The sequence below is a fragment of the Paracoccus angustae genome, from assembly GCF_042648745.1.
Taxonomy (GTDB): domain Bacteria; phylum Pseudomonadota; class Alphaproteobacteria; order Rhodobacterales; family Rhodobacteraceae; genus Paracoccus; species Paracoccus angustae.
Map to the genome: position 1 here is coordinate 34,549 of NZ_JBHRXY010000011.1, position 18,102 is coordinate 52,650.

19 protein-coding genes are annotated in these 18,102 nt (G+C 66.8%); 10 read left to right on the top strand and 9 right to left on the bottom strand.

What is annotated here, in order from left to right; all coding sequences use genetic code 11:
• The first annotated feature begins 343 nt into the window (after window positions 1-343).
• From ACFOM8_RS13555 to ACFOM8_RS13590, 8 genes are all read left to right on the top strand, one after another.
• Window positions 344-1,489, top strand: coding sequence for an NAD(P)-dependent alcohol dehydrogenase (locus ACFOM8_RS13555; protein ID WP_377762188.1), 1,146 nt, complete (start codon window positions 344-346; stop codon window positions 1,487-1,489).
• Between the two features lie 255 nt (window positions 1,490-1,744).
• On the top strand, window positions 1,745-2,629 hold the full coding sequence (locus ACFOM8_RS13560) for a helix-turn-helix domain-containing protein (RefSeq protein WP_377762190.1): 885 nt from the start codon (window positions 1,745-1,747) through the stop codon (window positions 2,627-2,629).
• Window positions 2,630-2,725: 96 nt separating this feature from the next.
• A complete protein-coding gene (locus tag ACFOM8_RS13565; protein ID WP_377762192.1) occupies window positions 2,726-3,637 on the top strand; it encodes an ABC transporter substrate-binding protein in 912 nt (303 codons plus the stop codon).
• Between the two features lie 64 nt (window positions 3,638-3,701).
• Window positions 3,702-5,204 carry a sugar ABC transporter ATP-binding protein gene (locus tag ACFOM8_RS13570; RefSeq protein WP_377762194.1) on the top strand — a complete coding sequence of 501 codons (1,503 nt, stop codon included), beginning with the start codon at window positions 3,702-3,704 and terminating at the stop codon, window positions 5,202-5,204.
• Window positions 5,194-6,177 carry an ABC transporter permease gene (locus ACFOM8_RS13575; protein ID WP_377762196.1) on the top strand — a complete coding sequence of 328 codons (984 nt, stop codon included), beginning with the start codon at window positions 5,194-5,196 and terminating at the stop codon, window positions 6,175-6,177. Before ACFOM8_RS13570 ends, ACFOM8_RS13575 begins: the two co-directional genes overlap by 11 nt.
• Window positions 6,178-6,192: 15 nt before the next feature.
• A complete protein-coding gene (locus ACFOM8_RS13580) occupies window positions 6,193-7,860 on the top strand; it encodes an FGGY-family carbohydrate kinase (protein WP_377762198.1) in 1,668 nt (555 codons plus the stop codon).
• A gap of 9 nt (window positions 7,861-7,869) precedes the next feature.
• Window positions 7,870-8,595, top strand: a complete 726-nt coding sequence (locus ACFOM8_RS13585) for an SDR family oxidoreductase (protein ID WP_377762199.1) — start codon at window positions 7,870-7,872, stop codon at window positions 8,593-8,595.
• A 58-nt stretch (window positions 8,596-8,653) separates the two neighbouring features.
• Window positions 8,654-9,382: an SDR family oxidoreductase gene (locus ACFOM8_RS13590; protein WP_377762201.1), complete on the top strand. Its 729-nt coding sequence runs from the start codon at window positions 8,654-8,656 to the stop codon at window positions 9,380-9,382.
• A 352-nt stretch (window positions 9,383-9,734) separates the two neighbouring features.
• Here ACFOM8_RS13590 and ACFOM8_RS13595 read toward each other — a convergent pair whose 3' ends face one another.
• Genes ACFOM8_RS13595 through ACFOM8_RS13605 form a run of 3 tightly spaced genes read right to left on the bottom strand, consistent with a single transcriptional unit; the run spans window position 9,735 to window position 12,930 of the window.
• Window positions 9,735-10,331: an Isoquinoline 1-oxidoreductase subunit gene (locus tag ACFOM8_RS13595; RefSeq protein WP_377762202.1), complete on the bottom strand. Its 597-nt coding sequence runs from the start codon at window positions 10,329-10,331 to the stop codon at window positions 9,735-9,737.
• Window positions 10,328-12,469, bottom strand: coding sequence for a xanthine dehydrogenase family protein molybdopterin-binding subunit (locus tag ACFOM8_RS13600; RefSeq protein ID WP_377762204.1), 2,142 nt, complete (start codon window positions 12,467-12,469; stop codon window positions 10,328-10,330). Before ACFOM8_RS13600 ends, ACFOM8_RS13595 begins: the two co-directional genes overlap by 4 nt.
• A 2-nt stretch (window positions 12,470-12,471) precedes the next feature.
• Window positions 12,472-12,930 (bottom strand): (2Fe-2S)-binding protein, encoded by a 459-nt coding sequence (locus ACFOM8_RS13605; protein WP_377762206.1) that lies wholly within the window; start codon window positions 12,928-12,930, stop codon window positions 12,472-12,474.
• 530 nt (window positions 12,931-13,460) lie between these two features.
• On the opposite strand from ACFOM8_RS13605, the gene ACFOM8_RS13610 reads away from it, so the two are divergent.
• The gene (locus tag ACFOM8_RS13610; RefSeq protein WP_377762207.1) at window positions 13,461-14,126 is read left to right on the top strand and encodes a L,D-transpeptidase; all 666 of its coding nucleotides are present in this window, start codon (window positions 13,461-13,463) and stop codon (window positions 14,124-14,126) included.
• A gap of 46 nt (window positions 14,127-14,172) precedes the next feature.
• Here ACFOM8_RS13610 and ACFOM8_RS13615 read toward each other — a convergent pair whose 3' ends face one another.
• Complete coding sequence (locus ACFOM8_RS13615; RefSeq protein WP_377762209.1) at window positions 14,173-14,445, bottom strand: hypothetical protein; 273 nt, start codon at window positions 14,443-14,445, stop codon at window positions 14,173-14,175.
• Between the two features lie 209 nt (window positions 14,446-14,654).
• On the opposite strand from ACFOM8_RS13615, the gene ACFOM8_RS13620 reads away from it, so the two are divergent.
• On the top strand, window positions 14,655-15,314 hold the full coding sequence (locus ACFOM8_RS13620; protein WP_377762210.1) for a L,D-transpeptidase: 660 nt from the start codon (window positions 14,655-14,657) through the stop codon (window positions 15,312-15,314).
• Between the two features lie 106 nt (window positions 15,315-15,420).
• On the opposite strand, the gene ACFOM8_RS13625 is transcribed toward ACFOM8_RS13620, so the two are convergent.
• The 5 genes from ACFOM8_RS13625 to ACFOM8_RS13645 are packed head-to-tail and all read right to left on the bottom strand — an operon-like array spanning window position 15,421 to window position 18,098.
• Window positions 15,421-15,945, bottom strand: coding sequence for a L,D-transpeptidase family protein (locus tag ACFOM8_RS13625; protein WP_377762212.1), 525 nt, complete (start codon window positions 15,943-15,945; stop codon window positions 15,421-15,423).
• A gap of 35 nt (window positions 15,946-15,980) precedes the next feature.
• Window positions 15,981-16,445, bottom strand: a complete 465-nt coding sequence (locus tag ACFOM8_RS13630) for a DUF411 domain-containing protein (protein WP_377762213.1) — start codon at window positions 16,443-16,445, stop codon at window positions 15,981-15,983.
• Entirely contained in the window at window positions 16,442-17,056 is a 615-nt protein-coding gene (locus ACFOM8_RS13635) for an SCO family protein (RefSeq protein WP_377762215.1), read from the bottom strand. The genes ACFOM8_RS13630 and ACFOM8_RS13635 overlap by 4 nt, the downstream gene beginning before the upstream one ends.
• Entirely contained in the window at window positions 17,038-17,514 is a 477-nt protein-coding gene (locus tag ACFOM8_RS13640) for a copper chaperone PCu(A)C (protein ID WP_377762217.1), read from the bottom strand. Before ACFOM8_RS13640 ends, ACFOM8_RS13635 begins: the two co-directional genes overlap by 19 nt.
• Before the next feature lie 2 nt (window positions 17,515-17,516).
• On the bottom strand, window positions 17,517-18,098 hold the full coding sequence (locus tag ACFOM8_RS13645) for an SCO family protein (protein WP_377762219.1): 582 nt from the start codon (window positions 18,096-18,098) through the stop codon (window positions 17,517-17,519).
• Window positions 18,099-18,102: the final 4 nt, after the last annotated feature.

The following is an 18,102-nucleotide window of genomic DNA, read 5'->3' on the forward strand; positions in this document are numbered from 1 at the left end:
CCGATCCAGGCCGCGGACCGATGCCGTCCTGCACCGGCCCGCCCGGCGCGGCCCGGAACCAAAGCCGCAGCCCAAGCGCCGGAACGTCCGCCCGGCGAATGCCTGCGCCGCGTCGAACCCGACCCCAATCCGCCGCTGCCGAGCCGCAGGCGAGCATCCCTTGCCTGACAGCGGCCCGGCGAAGTTTCCGTCGGGCGATAGTTTTTTTCCTGACGGGGAAATTTCCCGCCTTTTTCATGCCTGCTGGGATTTACACCGTGGCCCGCTCGCCGCTTTGCTGAAGGGCATCACGGGATTCACACCCGTCTGCCGCGACCGCGGCGCCACAGTTTGGGAGAACAACATGCCGCTGTCATTGGTGCTGGAACGCAAGGGCAAGCTGTCGCTGCGCGAGATCGACCTGGATCAGGATCTGTCGCCCACCGACGTGCGCATCGCGGTGCATACCGTCGGCGTCTGCGGATCGGACGTGCATTACTACACGCATGGCAAGATCGGACCGTTCGTCGTGACCGAACCCATGGTTCTGGGCCACGAGGCGTCCGGCACCGTGGTCGAGGTCGGCAGCCAGGTCGGCCACCTGAAGATCGGGGATCGCGTCTGCATGGAGCCGGGGATCCCCGACCCCGCGTCCCGGGCAGCCAAGCTGGGGATCTACAACGTCGATCCGGCGGTGCGTTTCTGGGCGACGCCGCCGGTCCACGGCTGCCTGACGCCCCATGTGGTTCATCCGGCGGCCTTCACCTATCGCCTGCCAGACAACGTGTCCTTCGCGGAAGGCGCCATGGTCGAACCCTTCGCGATCGGAATGCAGGCCGCGCTGCGGGCGCGCATCCAGCCGGGCGACACGGGCCTGGTGCTGGGGGCCGGTCCCATCGGCATGATGACCGCCCTGGCCGCCCTGGCCGGGGGCTGCGCCAGGGTTTTCGTGGCCGATCCGGCGCAGCCCAAGCTGGACATCATCGGCGCCTATCCGGGCATCGAGACGATCAACATCCGCGACACCCCCGCAGCCGGGGCGATCGCCCGGGCGACGGACGGATGGGGCGCCGATGTCGTTCTTGAATGTTCCGGCGCGGCCCCGGCGATCCTGGAGCTGCCGCGCCTCGCCCGCCCGGGAGGAGCCATCGTTCTGGTCGGAATGCCGGTCGATCCGGTGCCCGTTGACATTGTCGGCCTTCAGGCCCGGGAACTGCGGGTCGAAACGGTGTTCCGCTATGCCAATGTCTATGACCGCGCGATTTCCCTGATCGCTGCCGGCAAGGTCGATCTGAAGCCGCTGATTTCCCTGACGGTGCCCTTTGCCGACAGCGTAACGGCCTTTGACCGCGCGGCCGAAGGGCGCGAAACCGATGTGAAAATCCAGATCGAGATGCCTTCTGAAACCCTCGGCAGGGCGCCCGATACAAACCCGACAGCGCAGGCCGCGGAAAAGTATAAGGCATCCCGACGCAGCCAAGGGCACCGGGCGTTTGCCGACCGCTCGTGAACTCTCGCCCTGCCCCGGCAATCCGGCCCGCATGGCGCTGCCTTGCAGCATGATGCGGCATTGCAGCATAGGGCCGAGAGTTTCCCCGGGGATTTCCCGCCGATGATATTCCGGCACCGGGCGGCAAAAAAGTATCGGATTATTTGCCGTGGTGTCGTGGCAGGACATGCCCTGCCCATGATACCAATCAAGCAGCGACCATGGAGGGCCGGCATCGTGCAGACGAGCCGTGCTGGCGCGGAGGGGAGAAAGCCGATGCAACCCGATCTGGAACTGGTCCATATCCGCCGGGGCGAATCCTTCGCCGCCTGGAAGCACGGCTATCCGTTCCGCACGGTGCGCTGGCACTACCATCCCGAATACGAGATCCACCTGGTCGTGGCGACCAGCGGCAAGTTCTATATCGGCGATCACGTGGGCGAATTTGGCCCGGGCCAGCTTATCATGACCGGGCCGAACCTTCCGCAGAACTGGATCAGCGCCATCCGTCCCGGAGAGATCGTTCCGCGCCGGACCGAGGTCATCCAGTTTCCCGAAAGCTTCATCGAAGCCGCCGGCGACGCCTTCCCCGAGATGGAGGGGGTGCGCCATCTTCTGGACCGCAGCAAGCGCGGCCTGCTGTTTGGCGACGACACCAGCCGCGCCGTCCGCCCCCTGATGCGCGATCTGATCGAGGCGCGGGGCGTGCGCAGGCTGGGGCTGTTTTTCCAGATCCTCGACCTTTTGGCCAATGCGCCGAAATCGCAGACGCTGGCCAGCCTCAGCTTCATGCTCGACGTGGAGCGGGCCGGGGAATCGGACATGAACCGCGCCATCGCCCATCTGCGCGAGAACCTGCTGGAGCCGATCAGCGAATCCGAACTGGCCCGGCTGACCGGCCAAAGCCAAAGCGCCTTTTCGCGGTCGTTCAAGCGGCACACGGGAACGACGCTTGTGCGCTATCGCAACCAGATGCGCATTGATCTGGCCTGCCACATGCTGCTGTCCGACCCCGAGGCCCGGGTCGCCGACATCTGCTATGACGTGGGCTTTTCCAACCTGTCGAACTTCAACCGCCACTTCCTCAAGCTGAAGAAGATGGCGCCATCCGAGTTCCGCGCGACCTTCGCCGCCAACCAGGCGATCCGCATGGCCAGCTAACTCGGCCCCACATGTCTGATTTCCTTGGACGCGGCCCGCATATCGCAGGCCGTGCACGAGGAAGGACTGCCAGTTCCATCAACGGGAGGACGACCCATGAAGACCCTGCTGAAAACCGCATCCGCCGCGGCCCTTCTTGCCGCCTCGGCCAATATGGCCGCGGCCCAGGATCCGCTGAAGATCGGCATGACGTTCCAGGAAATGAACAACCCGTACTTCGTGTCCATGCAAGAGGCGCTGAACGAAGCCGCCGCCCAGATCGGCGCCGAGGTGATCGTCACCGACGCGGGCCACGACGTGGCCAAGCAGATCTCGGATGTGGAAGACATGCTTCAGCAGGGGATCGACATCCTGCTACTGAACCCGACCGACAGCGCGGGCGTGGAATCGGCCGTGCGCATGGCCAAGGACCAGGGCGTGATCGTCGTGGCGGTGGACGCCAATGCCAACGGCCCGGTCGATACCTTTGTCGGGTCCAAGAACCGCGACGCGGGCTACCAGTCCTGCAAGTACCTGGCCGAGGCCCTTGGCGGCCAGGGCGAGGTGGCGATCCTGGACGGGATCCCGGTCGTGCCGATCCTGGAACGCGTCGAAGGCTGCAAGGCCGCCTTGTCGGAACACCAGGGGATCACCCTGGTCGATACCCAGAACGGCCGCCAGGACCGTTCGGTCGCCCTGGGCGTGGTGGAAAACATGATCCAGTCGCATCCGAACCTTGCCGGGATCTTTTCGGTCAACGACGGCGGCGCGATGGGCGCTCTGGCCGCCATCCAGGGGTCGGGCCGCGACATCAAGCTGACCTCGGTCGACGGCGCGCCGGAAGCGGTCAAGGCCATTGCGGACGGCACGCCCTTTATCCAGACCACCGCGCAATTCCCGCGCGACCAGGTCCGCGTGGGTCTGGGCATGGCCCTGGCGCAATACTGGGGCGCCCGCGTGGTTCCGGCCGAGGTGCCGATCGACGTGCGCACCGTGGACAGCGAGAACGCCGCGGACTTCAGCTGGTAATCCGCACGGGAACCGGCCGTGCCCCGTCCGGGGCGCGGCCTTCGATCAGCCCGCAGGAGACGAGATGCTTGAACTGAACGGAATACGCAAAAGCTTCGGCCGGATCGAGGTTCTGCACGGCGTCGATCTGCATGTGAACGCAGGCGAGGTTCACGCCCTGCTGGGCGAGAACGGGGCCGGAAAATCGACCCTGATGAAGATCGTCTGCGGCATCATCCAGCCAAGCGCCGGCCGGATTCTTGTCGAGGGCCGGGAACGCGCGTTCGCCACCTATGACGAGGCGATTGCCGCCGGCATCGGCATCGTCTTTCAGGAATTCAGCCTGATCCCCTATCTGACCGCCGTCGAGAACATGTTCCTGGCGCGCGAACTCAGAACCCCCCTTGGCCTGCTGGACCGCAAGGCGATGCGCGGCAGGGCGCAAGACATCCTGCGCAAGCTCGAGGTCGATCTGCCGCTGGACGTGCCCGTCGCCCGCCTGTCGGTGGCCGAACAGCAATTCGTGGAGATCGCGAAGGCCTTGTCGCTGAACGCGCGCATCCTGGTGCTGGACGAACCCACCGCCACCCTGACCCCGGCCGAGGTCGAGCATCTGTTCAAGGTCATGCGCGAATTGCGCGCGGCCGGTGTGGCCATCGTCTTCATTTCGCACCATCTCGAGGAAATCTTCGAGATTTGCGACCGCATCACCGTTCTGCGCGACGGAGAATATGTCGGCACCCGCGACGTGGCGGGGATGACCGCCGACCGCCTGGTCGAGATGATGGTCGGCCGCCGGATCGAGAACAGCTTTCCCCCCAAACCCGCCCCCGACCCCGCCGCCCGGACCGTGCTGGAGGTCGAGGAGGTGCAGTTGCGCCGCGGCGGTCCCGTGTCGTCCTTTCACCTGCGCGCCGGAGAGATCCTGGGCTTTGCCGGACTGGTCGGATCGGGCCGGACGGAAACCGCGCTGTCGATCCTGGGCGCCTATCCGGCGGCGCGCTGCAAGATCAGGCTGGACGGGGTTCAGACCCGGCTCGGCGATCCTGCCGACGGACTGGCCCATGGCATCGGCCTTTTGCCTGAAAGCCGCAAGGAGCAGGGGCTGATCACCAGCTTCCCGATCCTGCAAAACCTGTCGCTCAACAATTACGGCAAGTATCGCCGGGGCCGCTGGTTCATCGACTTCAGGAAGGAACGGGCCTTCACCGAAACGGCGATGGACCAGGTGCGCGTCAAGGCCCAGGGGCCGGATGCGCGGGTCGATACCCTGTCGGGAGGCAACCAGCAAAAGGTGGTCATCGCCCGCTGGCTGAACCACGACATGCAGATCCTGATCTTCGACGAACCCACGCGCGGCATCGACGTGGGCGCCAAGGCCGAGATCTATCAGCTGATGCGCGATTTCACCGCGCGGGGCTGCGCCATCATCATGATCTCGTCCGAGCTTCCCGAGATCATCGGCATGTCCGACCGGGTCTGCGTGTTCCGGTCGGGCGGCATCGTGGCCACCGTCGAGGGTGACGCCATCACATCCGAGGAAATCATGACCCACGCAACGACCGGGAGGGTCGATCATGTCGCATGACTCCAACATCGAAACCGGATCCCAGGGCAAGGGACGCTGGACCGCGCTTGACTGGCTGTTCCATTCGCCGCTGGCCCTGCCGCTGGTCGGGCTGATCGTCGTATCGGTCCTGATGGCCTTTGCCAGCGACAACTTCTTCACCCTGAACAACATCCTCAACGTGCTGCGGCAGGTGTCGGTTGTGGGCATCCTGGCGGTGGGCATGACCTTTGTGATCCTGACCGGCGGCATCGACCTGTCGGTGGGCGCGGTGATGGCGCTGTCGGGCACCCTCGCGGCGGGCCTCATGGTCAACATGGGCCTGCCCGGCGGCGTGGGATTGGCTGCGGCCCTGCTGGTGGGCCTGGGCCTGGGCCTGTTCAACGGCGTTCTGGTCGCCTGGGGGCGGATGCCCGCGATCATCGTCACCCTGGCGACCATGGGCATGGCGCGCGGGTTGGGACTGATCTATTCCGGCGGCTATCCGATCAGCGGCCTGCCCGGCTGGGTGTCCTGGTTCGGCGTGGGCCGCATCGGCATCATCCCGGTTCCGGTGGTGATCATGCTGGTCGTCTATGCCCTGGCCTGGCTGGTCCTGCAACGCACCCCCTTTGGCCGGCACGTTTACGCCATCGGCGGCAACGAGGTCGCCGCCCGCCTGTCGGGCGTGCGCACGCGGCGGGTCAAGCTGGCGGTCTTCGCGATCTCGGGCGTGACGGCCTCGCTGGCGGCGATCGTGCTGACCGGCCGGCTGATGAGCGGGCAGCCCAATGCCGGCGTGGGGTTCGAACTGGACGCCATCGCCGCCGTGGTGCTGGGCGGCACCGCCATCGCGGGCGGGCGCGGGCTGATCCTGGGCACGCTGATCGGCGCGGTGCTGCTGGGCATCCTGAACAACGGGCTGAACCTGATGGGGATCAACCCCTACATGCAGGACGTCATCAAGGGCCTGATCATCCTGCTGGCCATCTATATCGGCCGCGAGTGGCGATAGAACGGGGACAGGACCATGGGGACGCATTTCATCGGCGTTGATGTCGGCACGGGGTCGGCCAGGGCGGGGGTGTTCGACGCGCGGGGCGCGCTGCTGGGCACCGGCAAGGCCGACATCGCCCTGCACCGCCCGGACGCGGACATCGCCGAACAATCCAGCGCGCAGGTCTGGGATGCGGTCTGCGCGGCCACGCGGACGGCACTGGCCCGGGCGGCCGTGGACCCCGCAAGCGTCGCGGGCGTGGGCTTCGACGCCACCTGTTCGCTGGTCGTGCTGGGCGACGGGCCGCCGGGCCTTGGCGATCCGGCTTGTCCCGAACGCGACATCATCGTGTGGATGGACCACCGGGCCGTGGACCAGGCGGCGCGGATCAACGCGGACGGACACGAGGTTCTGAAATACGTGGGCGGCCGCATCTCGCCCGAGATGCAGACGCCCAAGCTGCTGTGGCTGAAAGAAAACCGCCCCGAGGTCTTCCGCGCCGCCCGGCATTTCTTCGACCTGACCGATTTCCTGACCTGGAAGGCCAGCGGCAGCACGGCGCGGTCCACCTGCACCGTCACCTGCAAATGGACCTATCTGGCGCACGAGGGCCGCTGGGACGCCGACTATTTCCGCGGCATCGGCTTGGCGGAACTGGCCGACGAGGGATTCGTGCGCATCGGCGGCCAGGTGGTCCCGCCCGGCACCGCGCTGAGCCGGGGGCTGACCCCGGAGGCGGCGCGGGCGATGGGGCTGCCCGCCGGGATCGCGGTGGCGGCCGGGTTGATCGACGCTCATGCGGGCGGCATCGGCACGGTGGGCGCCCGGGGCGGAGCCGAGGATCCGGTGCGAACGCTGGGCTATGTCTTCGGCACCTCGTCCTGCACGATGACCACGACGCGCGATCCGACCTTTGTGCCGGGGGTCTGGGGGCCGTATTTCTCTGCCATGGTGCCGGGGGCCTGGCTGAACGAGGGCGGGCAATCCGCGGCCGGGGCGGCCATCGACCACCTGCTGTCCTTTCATCCCGCCCATCACGCCGCAACCGCCGCCGCGCGGGCCGATGGGAAATCCCTGCCCGAATGGCTGGCCGATGCGGCCATGGACCGGGCGGGCGATGCCTCGCGCGCGGTGCGGCTGGCGGCGCATCTGCATGTCGTTCCCGAATTCCTGGGAAATCGCGCGCCCTTTGCCGATCCCCATGCCCGCGCGGCGATCCTGGGCTTGGGGATGGACAGCGACAGGCAGTCGCTGGTCGCGCTTTATGTCGCGGGCGTTTGCGGGTTGGGCTACGGGCTGCGCCAGATCATCGAAACGCAGGCGGCGCATGGCGCGGGCGTGGACCGCATCGCCATCAGCGGCGGCGCGGGACGCCATCCCCTGATCCGGCAGATCCTGGCCGACACGACCGGCTTGCCCGTCGACGTGACCGCCTGCGAGGAACCCGTGCTGCTGGGTTCGGCGATCCTGGCCGCCGTCGCGGCAGGGGCTTTCCCGGACATCCGGGCCGCCATGCCCGCCATGTCGGCGGTCGTGACAAGCCATCGTCCGGCGACCGGCGCGGTGCGGCACCTGCACGACACGCGCCATGCGGCCTTTACCGCCTTGCAGGACATGGCCCGCAGCATCCGCGGGCAGACCGATAGCTGCCTTGACCGATTTCCCCCTGGCCCGGCCGTCACCGGCCCGTCCCTTTCGTAAGGCGATCCCATGCAATTCGAAGGCAAATCCGTCATCATCACCGGCGCCGGCAAGGGCATCGGCCGGGCCACCGCCCTGCTGATGGCCGCGCGCGGGGCCAGGGTCGTGGCGATCAGCCGGACCCGGGCCGACCTTGACGGCTTGGCCCGCGACACGGGCGGGCACGGCATCGCGGCCGACCTGTCCGATCCCGGGGCCGCCCGCGCCGCGATGGCCCAGGCGGGCGCCTGCGATTTCCTGGTGAACTGCGCGGGCACCAATGTGCTGGAAAGCCTGCTGGACATGACGGATGCGGGATACGACACGGTGATGGGCATCAACCTGCGCGCCGCGCTGATCTGCGCGCAGGAATTCGCGCGCGCCCGGATAACCGCGGGCGGCGGCGGGGCGATCGTCAACGTGACCAGCATCGCGGGCCATCGCGGGTTTCCCGATCACGTTTGCTATGCCGCCTCCAAGGCGGGACTCGAGGGTGCGACGCGGGTCATGGCGCGCGAGCTTGGCCCGCACGGCATCCGCGTCACGGCCCTCGCCCCCACCGTGACCATGACCGAACTTGCCGCCGAGGCCTGGTCCGATCCCGCGAAAAGCGCGCCGATGATGGCCCGCCATCCCCTTGGCCGCTTCGCCGAGGCCGAGGACGTGGCCCGCGCCATCGCCCTGCTGCTATCCGACGACGCCGCCATGGTCACCGGCGCCGTTCTGGCCCTGGACGGCGGCTTTCTGGCCGTTTGAGCGATCCCCACGAACCGACGAGACCCGCGGGCCTGCCCGCAAGATGAAGGAGAACGACATGTCCGCAGAACTGCACGGCAAGATCGCCGTCGTCACCGGGGCCGCCTCGGGCATCGGCCTTGCCACGACCCGGGCGCTGGTGGCCGCCGGAGCGCGCGTGGTCATGGTGGACCGCGACAAGGACGCCTTGGCCGAGCTGACCGGCAGGCTGGGCCAGAACGCGGTGCCCCAGGTGACCGACCTGCTGGACCCCGAAAGCTGCGACGCCATGGTGCCGGAAATCCTGGGCAAGGTGGACCACATCGACATCATCGCCTGCAATGCCGGCAGCTATATCGGCGGGGATCTGATCGACACGAACCCCGCCGCCATCGACCGAATGCTGAACCTGAACGTCAATGCGGTAATAAAGAACGTTCACGCCGTGGCTCCGCACATGATCGCACGCGGAACGGGCGACATCGTTGTGACCTGCTCGATCGCAGGTCATGCCCCCATCCATGTCGAGCCGGTCTATTCCGCGTCCAAATGGGCCGTCACCTGCTTTGTCCAGACCATGCGGCGGCAATTGATGGGCCATGGCATCCGCGTGGCGCAGGTGTCGCCGGGACCGGTCATCTCGGCCCTGCTGTCGGACTGGGAACCGGAACGGCTGCAACGCATGAAGGACGCAGGCGCGCTGATCGAACCGGTCGAGGTGTCGGACGCCCTGATGTTCATGCTGACGCGCCCGCGCAACGTCACGATCCGCGACATGATCGTGCTGCCCAGCAACTTCGACATCTGACCGGCATCGGATCCGGGGACGGCGGGCGGATTGAAGGCCGCCGGTCCCGAACCGCGGCGACATCGCGGCGCAGCATCGGCAGAACCGGGCGGCATTCCCTGCCGCAGCCGCATCGCCCGGCACGATCCGTGCTGGCTTGGGCTGCGCCAAACCCGCCGCCGCGCGGTTCACAAAACGATCGGCACCCGGGATTGCTGCCGGTCTGCAAGGCAGCAACCGCCTTGTCCCCCAGCCGAGGCCGGATCGACGCGGCTGGCTGCGGCGGACTTGCACGACCGGCCAAGGAAAGCCTCGCTTCGGGATCCTCGTTGCCCTGACCGGCGCCCATGGGCCGACGGATCCCGACCGCTCGTCACCCCGGGCAGGCGGCCCCGGTGTCGATCCAGGCACGGGTCAGCTGGCCGAAGATTTCCTGGCTGCCGGGGGCCGGGGCGCGGCCTTCGCCGGGATGCCAGCCCCAGCCGACCAGCCCGTCGTGGGCGTTGTGCTCGTGCAGCTCCTCCAGCGTCTTGCCGCCGTTGCGTGCGGGATCCTTGATCTGCCCGCAGATCTCGGCCAGGGACAGGCCGACCCACCCCATGCTGACCGGGGCCAGGGACCAGGGTTCGTGGCCGGGGATGCTGCCCTGGCCGCCGGTCAGGGTGACGTTTTCGGCCCCATGGCAGGTGTTGCAGGTCATGCCCGGCGCGCCGAAATCCGCCTCGCCCCGGATCACCGGGGGGTTGTGGGGCCGCATGGAATCGCCCTGGGTCGGACCGCCTGTGACCGGGTGGCAGTTGAGGCAGCGCGGATGGGTCAGCACCTTGCCGATTTCTTCGAACAGGGCCACCGACCGCTGGGTCCGGTCGGCGATGGCGTCGAAATCCGCGGGGGTCTTCAGGCCGTCCTGGGCAAGCACGGGCGCGGCGCAGGCCAGGGCCGCGGCGAAAACAGCCGTGAACGATCTCATGAAACCGCTCCGCCGAAGGGCAGCTGGTATTGACGCTGTCCGTTCAACGCCCGCCAGGCATTGGCCATCGCCGGGGCCAGCGGGGGCACGCCCGGTTCGCCCACGCCGGTCGGGTCCGCCTGGCTGCGGATGATCGAGACCTCGACGGCCGGCATTTCGCCGATGCGCAGCATGGGATAGTCGTGGAAGTTCGACTGCTCCACCGTCCCGCCCGGCGCAAGCGTGATCCGGCTGTGCAGCGCGGCGGACAGCGCATAGCCCACGCCGCCCTCCATCTGCGCGCGGATCACGTTGGGATTGACCGCGATGCCGCAATCGACCGCGCACCAGACGCGGGTGACGCGGGGGACGCCGCCGCGGTCCTCGACCTCGACCACCTCGGCGACATAGGTGCCGAAGCTTTTCGCATAGGCGATCCCGTAGCCCTTGCCATTGCGGCGCGGGCCTTGCCAGTCCGCCATGCGGGCGGCTTCGGTGATGACGGCGCGCTCGCGGACGGCCTCGGGCGGCAGCAGGTCCAGCCGGCCCTGCACGGGATCCTTGCCGGCGGCTTCCAGCACCTCGTCCAGAAAGGTCTCGACCGCATAGGCGGTATGGGTATGCCCGACCGAGCGCCACCACAGCACGCTGACCGGGCTGTCCATCCGCGCCCAGCCGATCCGCTTCGCGCCTAGGCGATAGGGAAGGCCGGTGGATCCGTCGAACGAGCTGTTGTCCGGGCCGCCCTTCAGCATCGCCTCCATCGGGGTGCCGGACATGATCGACTGGTTGGCGACCACGTTTTCCCAGGCGACGATGCTGCCGTCCGCGTCCAGGCCCGCGCGCAGGCGATGCACGGTCATGGGCCGGTAATAGCCGCCGCGCACGTCGTCCTCGCGCGTCCAGACCAGCTTGAAGGCGCCGTCGCGGCCCGCCGCCTTGGCAACCTCGGCCACTTCGGCGGCCAGATGGGCCGATCCCTGCGCGCGACGCCCGAAGGAGCCGCCCGCCATCAGCACGTTGATCCGCACGTCGGCGGGCGCCAGGCCCAGGGTCGTGGCGACGGTGGGCCGGTCGAAGGACGGGAACTGGCTGCCGAACCACAGTTCGGCGGTGCCGTCCCTGGTCTCGATCACCGCGTCCAGGGGTTCCATCGGCGCGTGGGCCAGATAGGGAAAGCGGTATTCGGCGCTCAGCACGCGGGCGGCGCCGTCGATGGCGGACAGCTCGCCCTCCTCCTCGACCGTCTCGCCGCCCTGGGCGGCCGCCTCGGCATAGGCTTCGAACATCTGCGCGGAACTGCGCGTCTCGGCCTTGCTGTCGTCCCAGTCCATCACCAGGGCGTCGCGGCCCTTCAGGGCGGCATGGGTGTTCGTGGCATAGACCGCCACGCCCGAGGGGATGGTCCGCACCATCTCCACCCCCTTCACCGCCAGGGCGGCGCGGTCATCGACGCGGACCAGGGCGGCGCCGAACCGGGGCGGATGGGCCACCACCACGGTCAGCATCCCCTCGCGGTAGACATCCATGGTGAACTGCGCGCTGCCGTCGGCCTTGGCCCTGCTGTCGAGCTTTGGCCGGTCGGTGCCGATCAGAACGAAGTCGGCGGCGGCCTTGACCGGCGGGTCTTCGGGCACCGGCTGGCGCGCGGCGGCGGCGGACAGGGCGCCGAAGCCCGATGACCGGCCGGATGCGGCATGCGAGACGATGCCTGCCGTGACCGCGATCTCGGACGCGGGCACGCCCCATTCTTCGGCCGCGGCGGCGACCAGCATGGCGCGGGCGGCGGCGCCCGCCTTGCGCATCTGCATGAAGCTGTTGGCGATGGCGGTCGATCCGCCCGTGCCCTGCGCCCCGAAGGCGAGGTTCGCATAAAGCGTGTCGTCGGCGGGCGCCCCTTCGGCCCGCAGCTGCGCCCAGTCGGCGTCCAGTTCCTCGGCCACAAGGGTGGCAAGCCCGGTGTAAGGCCCCTGCCCCATTTCCAGGTGCTTGATCATCACCGTCACCAGATCGTCGGTGCCGATGCGGACAAAGGCGTTGGGGGCGAAGGGACCGGCCACGGTCATCTGCGCGCGGCCCTGCCCCAGCGGCAGCGTCAGCGCCAGCATCAGGCCGGACCCGCCCGCCAGAAAGCCCCGGCGCGTCGTCAGGATGGACATGCTCAACCCTCCAGCGTCCGGGCGGCGTCGTGGATGGCCTGCCGGATCCGCACATAGGTGGCGCAGCGGCAGATGTTTCCCGCCATCGCGTTGGTGATGTCGTCGTCGCTGGGACGGGGGATCTGCTGCAACAGCGCGGTGGCCGACATGACCTGCCCCGACTGGCACCAGCCGCATTGCGGCACGTCGATGGCCGTCCAGGCGGCCTGCACGGCCCGGATCTCGGGGCCGTCCATGCCCTCGATGGTGGTAACCTCGCTGTCGCCGAGGGTTCCGAGCGGGGTCACGCAGGACCGCCGGGGCATCCCATCCACCATCACGGTGCAGGCGCCGCATTGGGCGATGCCGCAGCCGAACTTGGTTCCGGTCAGGCGCAACTCGTCGCGCAGAACCCACAGCAGCGGGGTGTCGGGATCCAAGTCCAGATCGTGATCCCGGCCATTCACACGGAAACGCGTCATTCCTGGCCTCATTCGCTGGGTGGGCTGATGATGGACCCATCGGACGCAGGGTCAAGGAAAAAGTGGGACGGGAGGCTTCGCGGTCCGCAGGGTTGGCGAACCCGCCCCGGGGCATCCGCAAGCCGTCCGGTCAGCGCATCCTCGGGAACGGCCTGCCATCGGCGCGCGGCTGGTGCCGGATGGCGTCACCGCCCTCAAGCGCCTTGCGCGCAGGGTGTTGTCGGCGGCCCGCCCTGTCCTGCTCGGGACAGGCATGCCGTGTTTCTGCACGGGGCGACGGGCAACCGGCTTCTGCCTTTGGCGGGAATGGATCATCGCACCAGATGGTCCGAACAAGTCCGTGCGGCACCGCGATCCGGCAGAGGATCCCGCGACGGCCTGGCGTTGGGGAAAAGCAAACCGTCGGCTCCGAAGGCGCAAGGGCTTATCGGACAAGAAGATTTGATCTCGAAATCCGGGACGGCGGGTTCGGCGGGTTGCGTTGAAGGCATGGGCGGGCAGGATGCCGGACAGGAACAGGAGCGCAAGAGATGCTGACCAGAAGACACTTCATCCACACAACAACAGCGTTGTTCTCGGCAACCATGTCGGGCCCCTTGCTTGCGGCATCATGGCCCACGGAAGCGCAGAAGGCCGCCTGGGACGCGCAGGTCACGCCTGCCGGTTACGATCCCGCCACCTCGAACCCCTGGGGCCTGCACCCCCGTTTCCTGCCTCAAAGGGTCAGGGCCAACGAAGGCCTGGTGCCGGGCGACATCCATGTGGATGCCGTGGCGAAATATCTTTATCATATCGAGGCCGGGGGAACCGCGATGCGGTATGGCGTCGCCATCGGACGCGGGGATCTTTACGAACCCGGGGTTTACACGATCAGGCGGAAGGTCGAATGGCCTCATTGGACGCCAACGCCGAACATGATTAAGCGAGAGCCGGAGGTTTATGCGCAATTCGCAGGGGGAATGGAGCCCGGTCCCGAAAACGCCCTCGGATCACGCGCCCTTTATCTCTATGTCGGAAACAGGGACACTTACTTGCGCATTCATGGAACCCCCTTTCCCAGAAGCATTGGCACAAGCGCCAGTTCCGGCTGCGTGCGGATGGTGATGGCGCATATCAACGATCTTTATCCGAAGGTCGAGATCGGCTCCACGGCGCATCTTTATTCGGCCTCGGAAAGCGTGACGGCCAGCCGCTAGGCCACGCCCTTGCCGGGCTTCCAGGTCTGATCCTGCCCGATCTGCCTCAGGCCTGTGACTGCATGCAGATCGGACGGCCTTCAATCGTGGTAAGCGGAAGAAGCGTCGTTTCCACCGGTCCGCGATGCTCGTACCAATAGCAGTTGTCTTCGGGAAGAAGGCGGGCCGAGGCGACATCCTGCCCCGGCGCAGCCAGCGCGAAAAGGTCGGGGGGAAGGCTTTCGGCTCCGGTCCGTGCCGTTTCCGTTCTTGCCGTCATGCTTCCGCAACCGGCATTGATCAGGACACCTGCCAGGATGAAGAGGGATCGGAACTTCATGTGTCTCTCCTTGTCGCCTTGCCTTGTCAGGTCTCCCTCGCATTCGACGGCGTGTCGCACAAGCTTGACGATCGCCTGCGGCCGGGATCTTGGCTGGAACGCACAACAACTTGATCTGCGCGGCGCCCGGTGTTCTTTTCCGAATCCTTTCAAAAGAGTATCCTTTTGCAATCGTTGGATAAACACAACCAAAAAAGATGAGGCAGCGAATGATCCCAACGGACACGGGTAGCGACCGTCGGCGCTTTCTGGGCGGCTTGCTGGCCGCCGCGACGATCTTTCCGGGCGGTGCCGCCCGGGCGCAGGGTTTCGACCCTTATACCGGGCAGCCCGTTTACGGCGGTCCCCCGGCCGGCGGGGCGCCCGATCTTGGCGCCTATCAGGTGGATCCGAATGCCGATCCCCGGCGAAATCAGTCGTCGTTCCGCGCGAGACACTGGAGCGAGTTCTACCCGAGCCTGGGAAAGGGCGTGATTCTTGCGGATGTGACCTCGCGTGCGGTGCATTACTGGTCGGGCGACGGTTCGATTGCCCTGGTGTTTCCCTGCTCTATCCCGATCACCGAGGACTTGACCCGCCGGGGCAAGACTGAGATCGTCAGAAAGGCGAAAAACCCGCCCTGGACGCCGACGCCCAGCATGCGGGAAAAGGATCCCAACCTGCCGCAGCGCGTGGAAGGCGGAGATCCGAACAATCCCTTGGGGGCTTACGGCCTTTATCTGTCATGGCCCGCCTATTTGATCCACGGCACGCATGACACGCGAAAGATTGGCCGCAAATCCTCGAACGGCTGCTACGGCCTTTACAACGAGCATGTCACCCGGCTTTACGAGGTGGCCGAAATCGGAACGCAGGTGACGGTGTTCTGAAGGCCGGTCCCCGCGAGGAATGCCGGCGGACCCGGTCGCCGGCATTCCTTTCGGAGGCTTCAAGAATGGCGAGGCATGGCCTTGTGCGCTTACCCCGGTCTCGCCGTCAGGCGTTTATCATGATCGGGACGCCCGGCCGCAGCATGGCGTAGATGTCCTCGATTTCTTCGTCGCTGACGGTGATGCACCCGGCCGTCCAGTCCCGTTTCCGGCGCACCAGCTTGTTGCCTTCCGGCCCCCGGCCATGGATCATGATATCGCCGCCGGGATCGCGACCGAACTGTTCCGCAAAGGCGCGGTCGCGCTCGTTCGGATAGGACACGCCGACGGAAAGGTGATACCGGCTGCGGGGATTGAAGCGGTCCACGAAATAAAGCCCCTCGGGGGTCTTGCCGTCGCCCTCGAACTGCTTGTGGCCGACCGGCTGGAACCCCAGGCCGAAATCATAGGACTTCAGCACCGTTGTTCCGTTCAGAAGATACATGCGGCGCTGACCTTTCTGGATGACGACCTGGGTGACCGGGGGACCGGAGTAAACCTTGAAGGTCGGCGTCTGCGGCTTCGGAGCGCCGCATGCCGCCAGGGCCGCCAAGCCTGCCAGGGAAAAATGACGCCGGTTCAAACTGGCCATTCGAAAAAGCTCCGTCCTGATTGGAAACGATTGATCTAAATGTCGCCGGCAGCGGGATAGCTGGTGAACACCTCGCTGCTTCCGTCCTTGCGTATCAACAACACGTCATACGCCTCGCGCCTGTCTTCGGGCCCCATGCCGGGGCTGCCATAGGGCATCCCGGGCACGGCCAGGCCCGCCGCGTCGGGCCGTTCTTCCAGAAGCCTTCGGATGTCCCGGGCGGGGACATGGCCTTCCAGAAAGTAGCCGTCGATCTGGCCGGTATGGCAGGAATAATGTTCGGCAGGGACACCGAGGGCGATCTTGTGCTGGATCAGCAGGACGCCGAAACGGTCTTCCGTGGTCACGTCGAAACCCTGCTCTTGCAGATGCTCGGTCCATTTCGCGCAGCATTCGCAGCCTTGCCCCTCGACCACATGAACGGCAGGCGGGGTTTCCCGCGCATCCAAGGACAAGGGCGCCCACAAAAGGGACGCCGCGACAAGCAAGGCATGTTTCATCCGATGGCTCTCCGAATCTTGGGGACCGCGAAGCGGCGCTCCTCGTGAAAGTCGATGGTGCTGGCAAGTTCGCCCGAAGGCCGGAACACGAACACGCCGGACGTATGGTTCAGGGTATAGTCCCCGTCATCCCGCAATACCCGCATGTATGTCACGCCGAAAGCCTCCGCGGCTTTGGCGATCGCGTCGGCCGAGCCCGTCAGGCCGCGGATCCGGGGGTCGAAGTTCGACAGGTATTCCGCCAGGATCTCGGGGCTATCCCGTTCAGGATCGACGGTGATCATGGCGACCCGGATCTGGTCCGCATCCGTTCCAAGGCCCTCCAGCCAGTCCGCGATGTCCATCAGCGTGGTAGGGCAAACGTCCGGGCACCAGGTAAAGCCGAAAAAGACCATGGTGGCGCGGCCGATCCAGTCCTGCGGGCCGACGGGATCGCCCCGGTCGTCGATCAGCCGCCACGCCATCCGGGACAGGTCTGCCCGACCGTTCGCGATTTCCCCGGCATCCGCCGGGCGACGGGAATCGCCGCCGCGCCAGGCTCCGACACCCAGGGCAAAGGCGGTTGCGCCAACAAGGCCGGCCCCGCCCAGGATCAGCTTGCGGCGTCGCATTGCGCCTCCTGCGCGCGGATCGACAGAACCTGGGCGTCGATTTCGACCGCTCCTGCCCGCTCGAAGGTCAGGGTCACCGGAAAGCTCTCGCCCTCGGAAAGAGGCGCGGTCAACTCCATCAGCATGCCGTGATAGCCGCCGGGGGCCAGCGCGGCCATGCCGCCTGCCGGAACATCGACCGCCTCGGCATGCGGCATCGCGGCGACCCCGTCCCGGATAACCGTCCGGTGCAGCATCGGCATGTCCGCAACCGGCGTTTCGATCCCGATCAGGCGATCATCCGCCCGGCCGTTGTTGCGGATCTCGACATAGAACACGGCCGGCCGCCGGGTGCCGACGGTGGCGCGCGACCACGCCTTCGACACGGTGAGATCGCCCACCGTCACGCCGGCGCATTCGGCCGAGGCGAGTGCGGGAAGAAGCGTCGTGAATCCGAAGGCAAGCGCCCAGGCCTTCATGGTCATATCCTTTGCTCGAGGTCCGCCAGGATTTCGGCGGCAGGGGTTTCATAGGCGAACTGGCGCAGCCATTCGCCATCCGGCCCGATCAGGTACAGCCCTGGGCTGTGCGACATGGTGTAGCCGTCGGGCGCGGCAGGATCCTCTTCGCGGCCGAAAAAGATCTTGAAGCTGTCGGCGGCGTCCTTTGTGGCGGCGTCGCTTCCCGACAGGCCAAGGATCGCCGGATGAAAGGCCGTCACATATTCGGTCAGCCCTTGCCTGCGGTCCCGTTGGGGGTCGATCGAGACGAACAAGGGTTGCACCCGGTCGGCCTCGGCGCCCAGGTCGTCCATGACTTGGGCCACTTCGGACAGGGTGGTCGGGCAGACATCGGGGCAGTTCGTGAAGCCGAAGAAGACCAGGCTGAACTTTCCCCGGAAGTCGGCCATGGTATGGGTTTGCCCGCTGCCGTCCTGGAGGGCGAAGTCCGGCCGGAACGATGGGGGGGTTTGCTGCCGTCCGCCCCAGAACTGGACCGCCACAACGGCCAGAACCACGAACACCAGTCCCCAAAGGACAAAGCGGATCCGTCGCAAGCTCATTGGC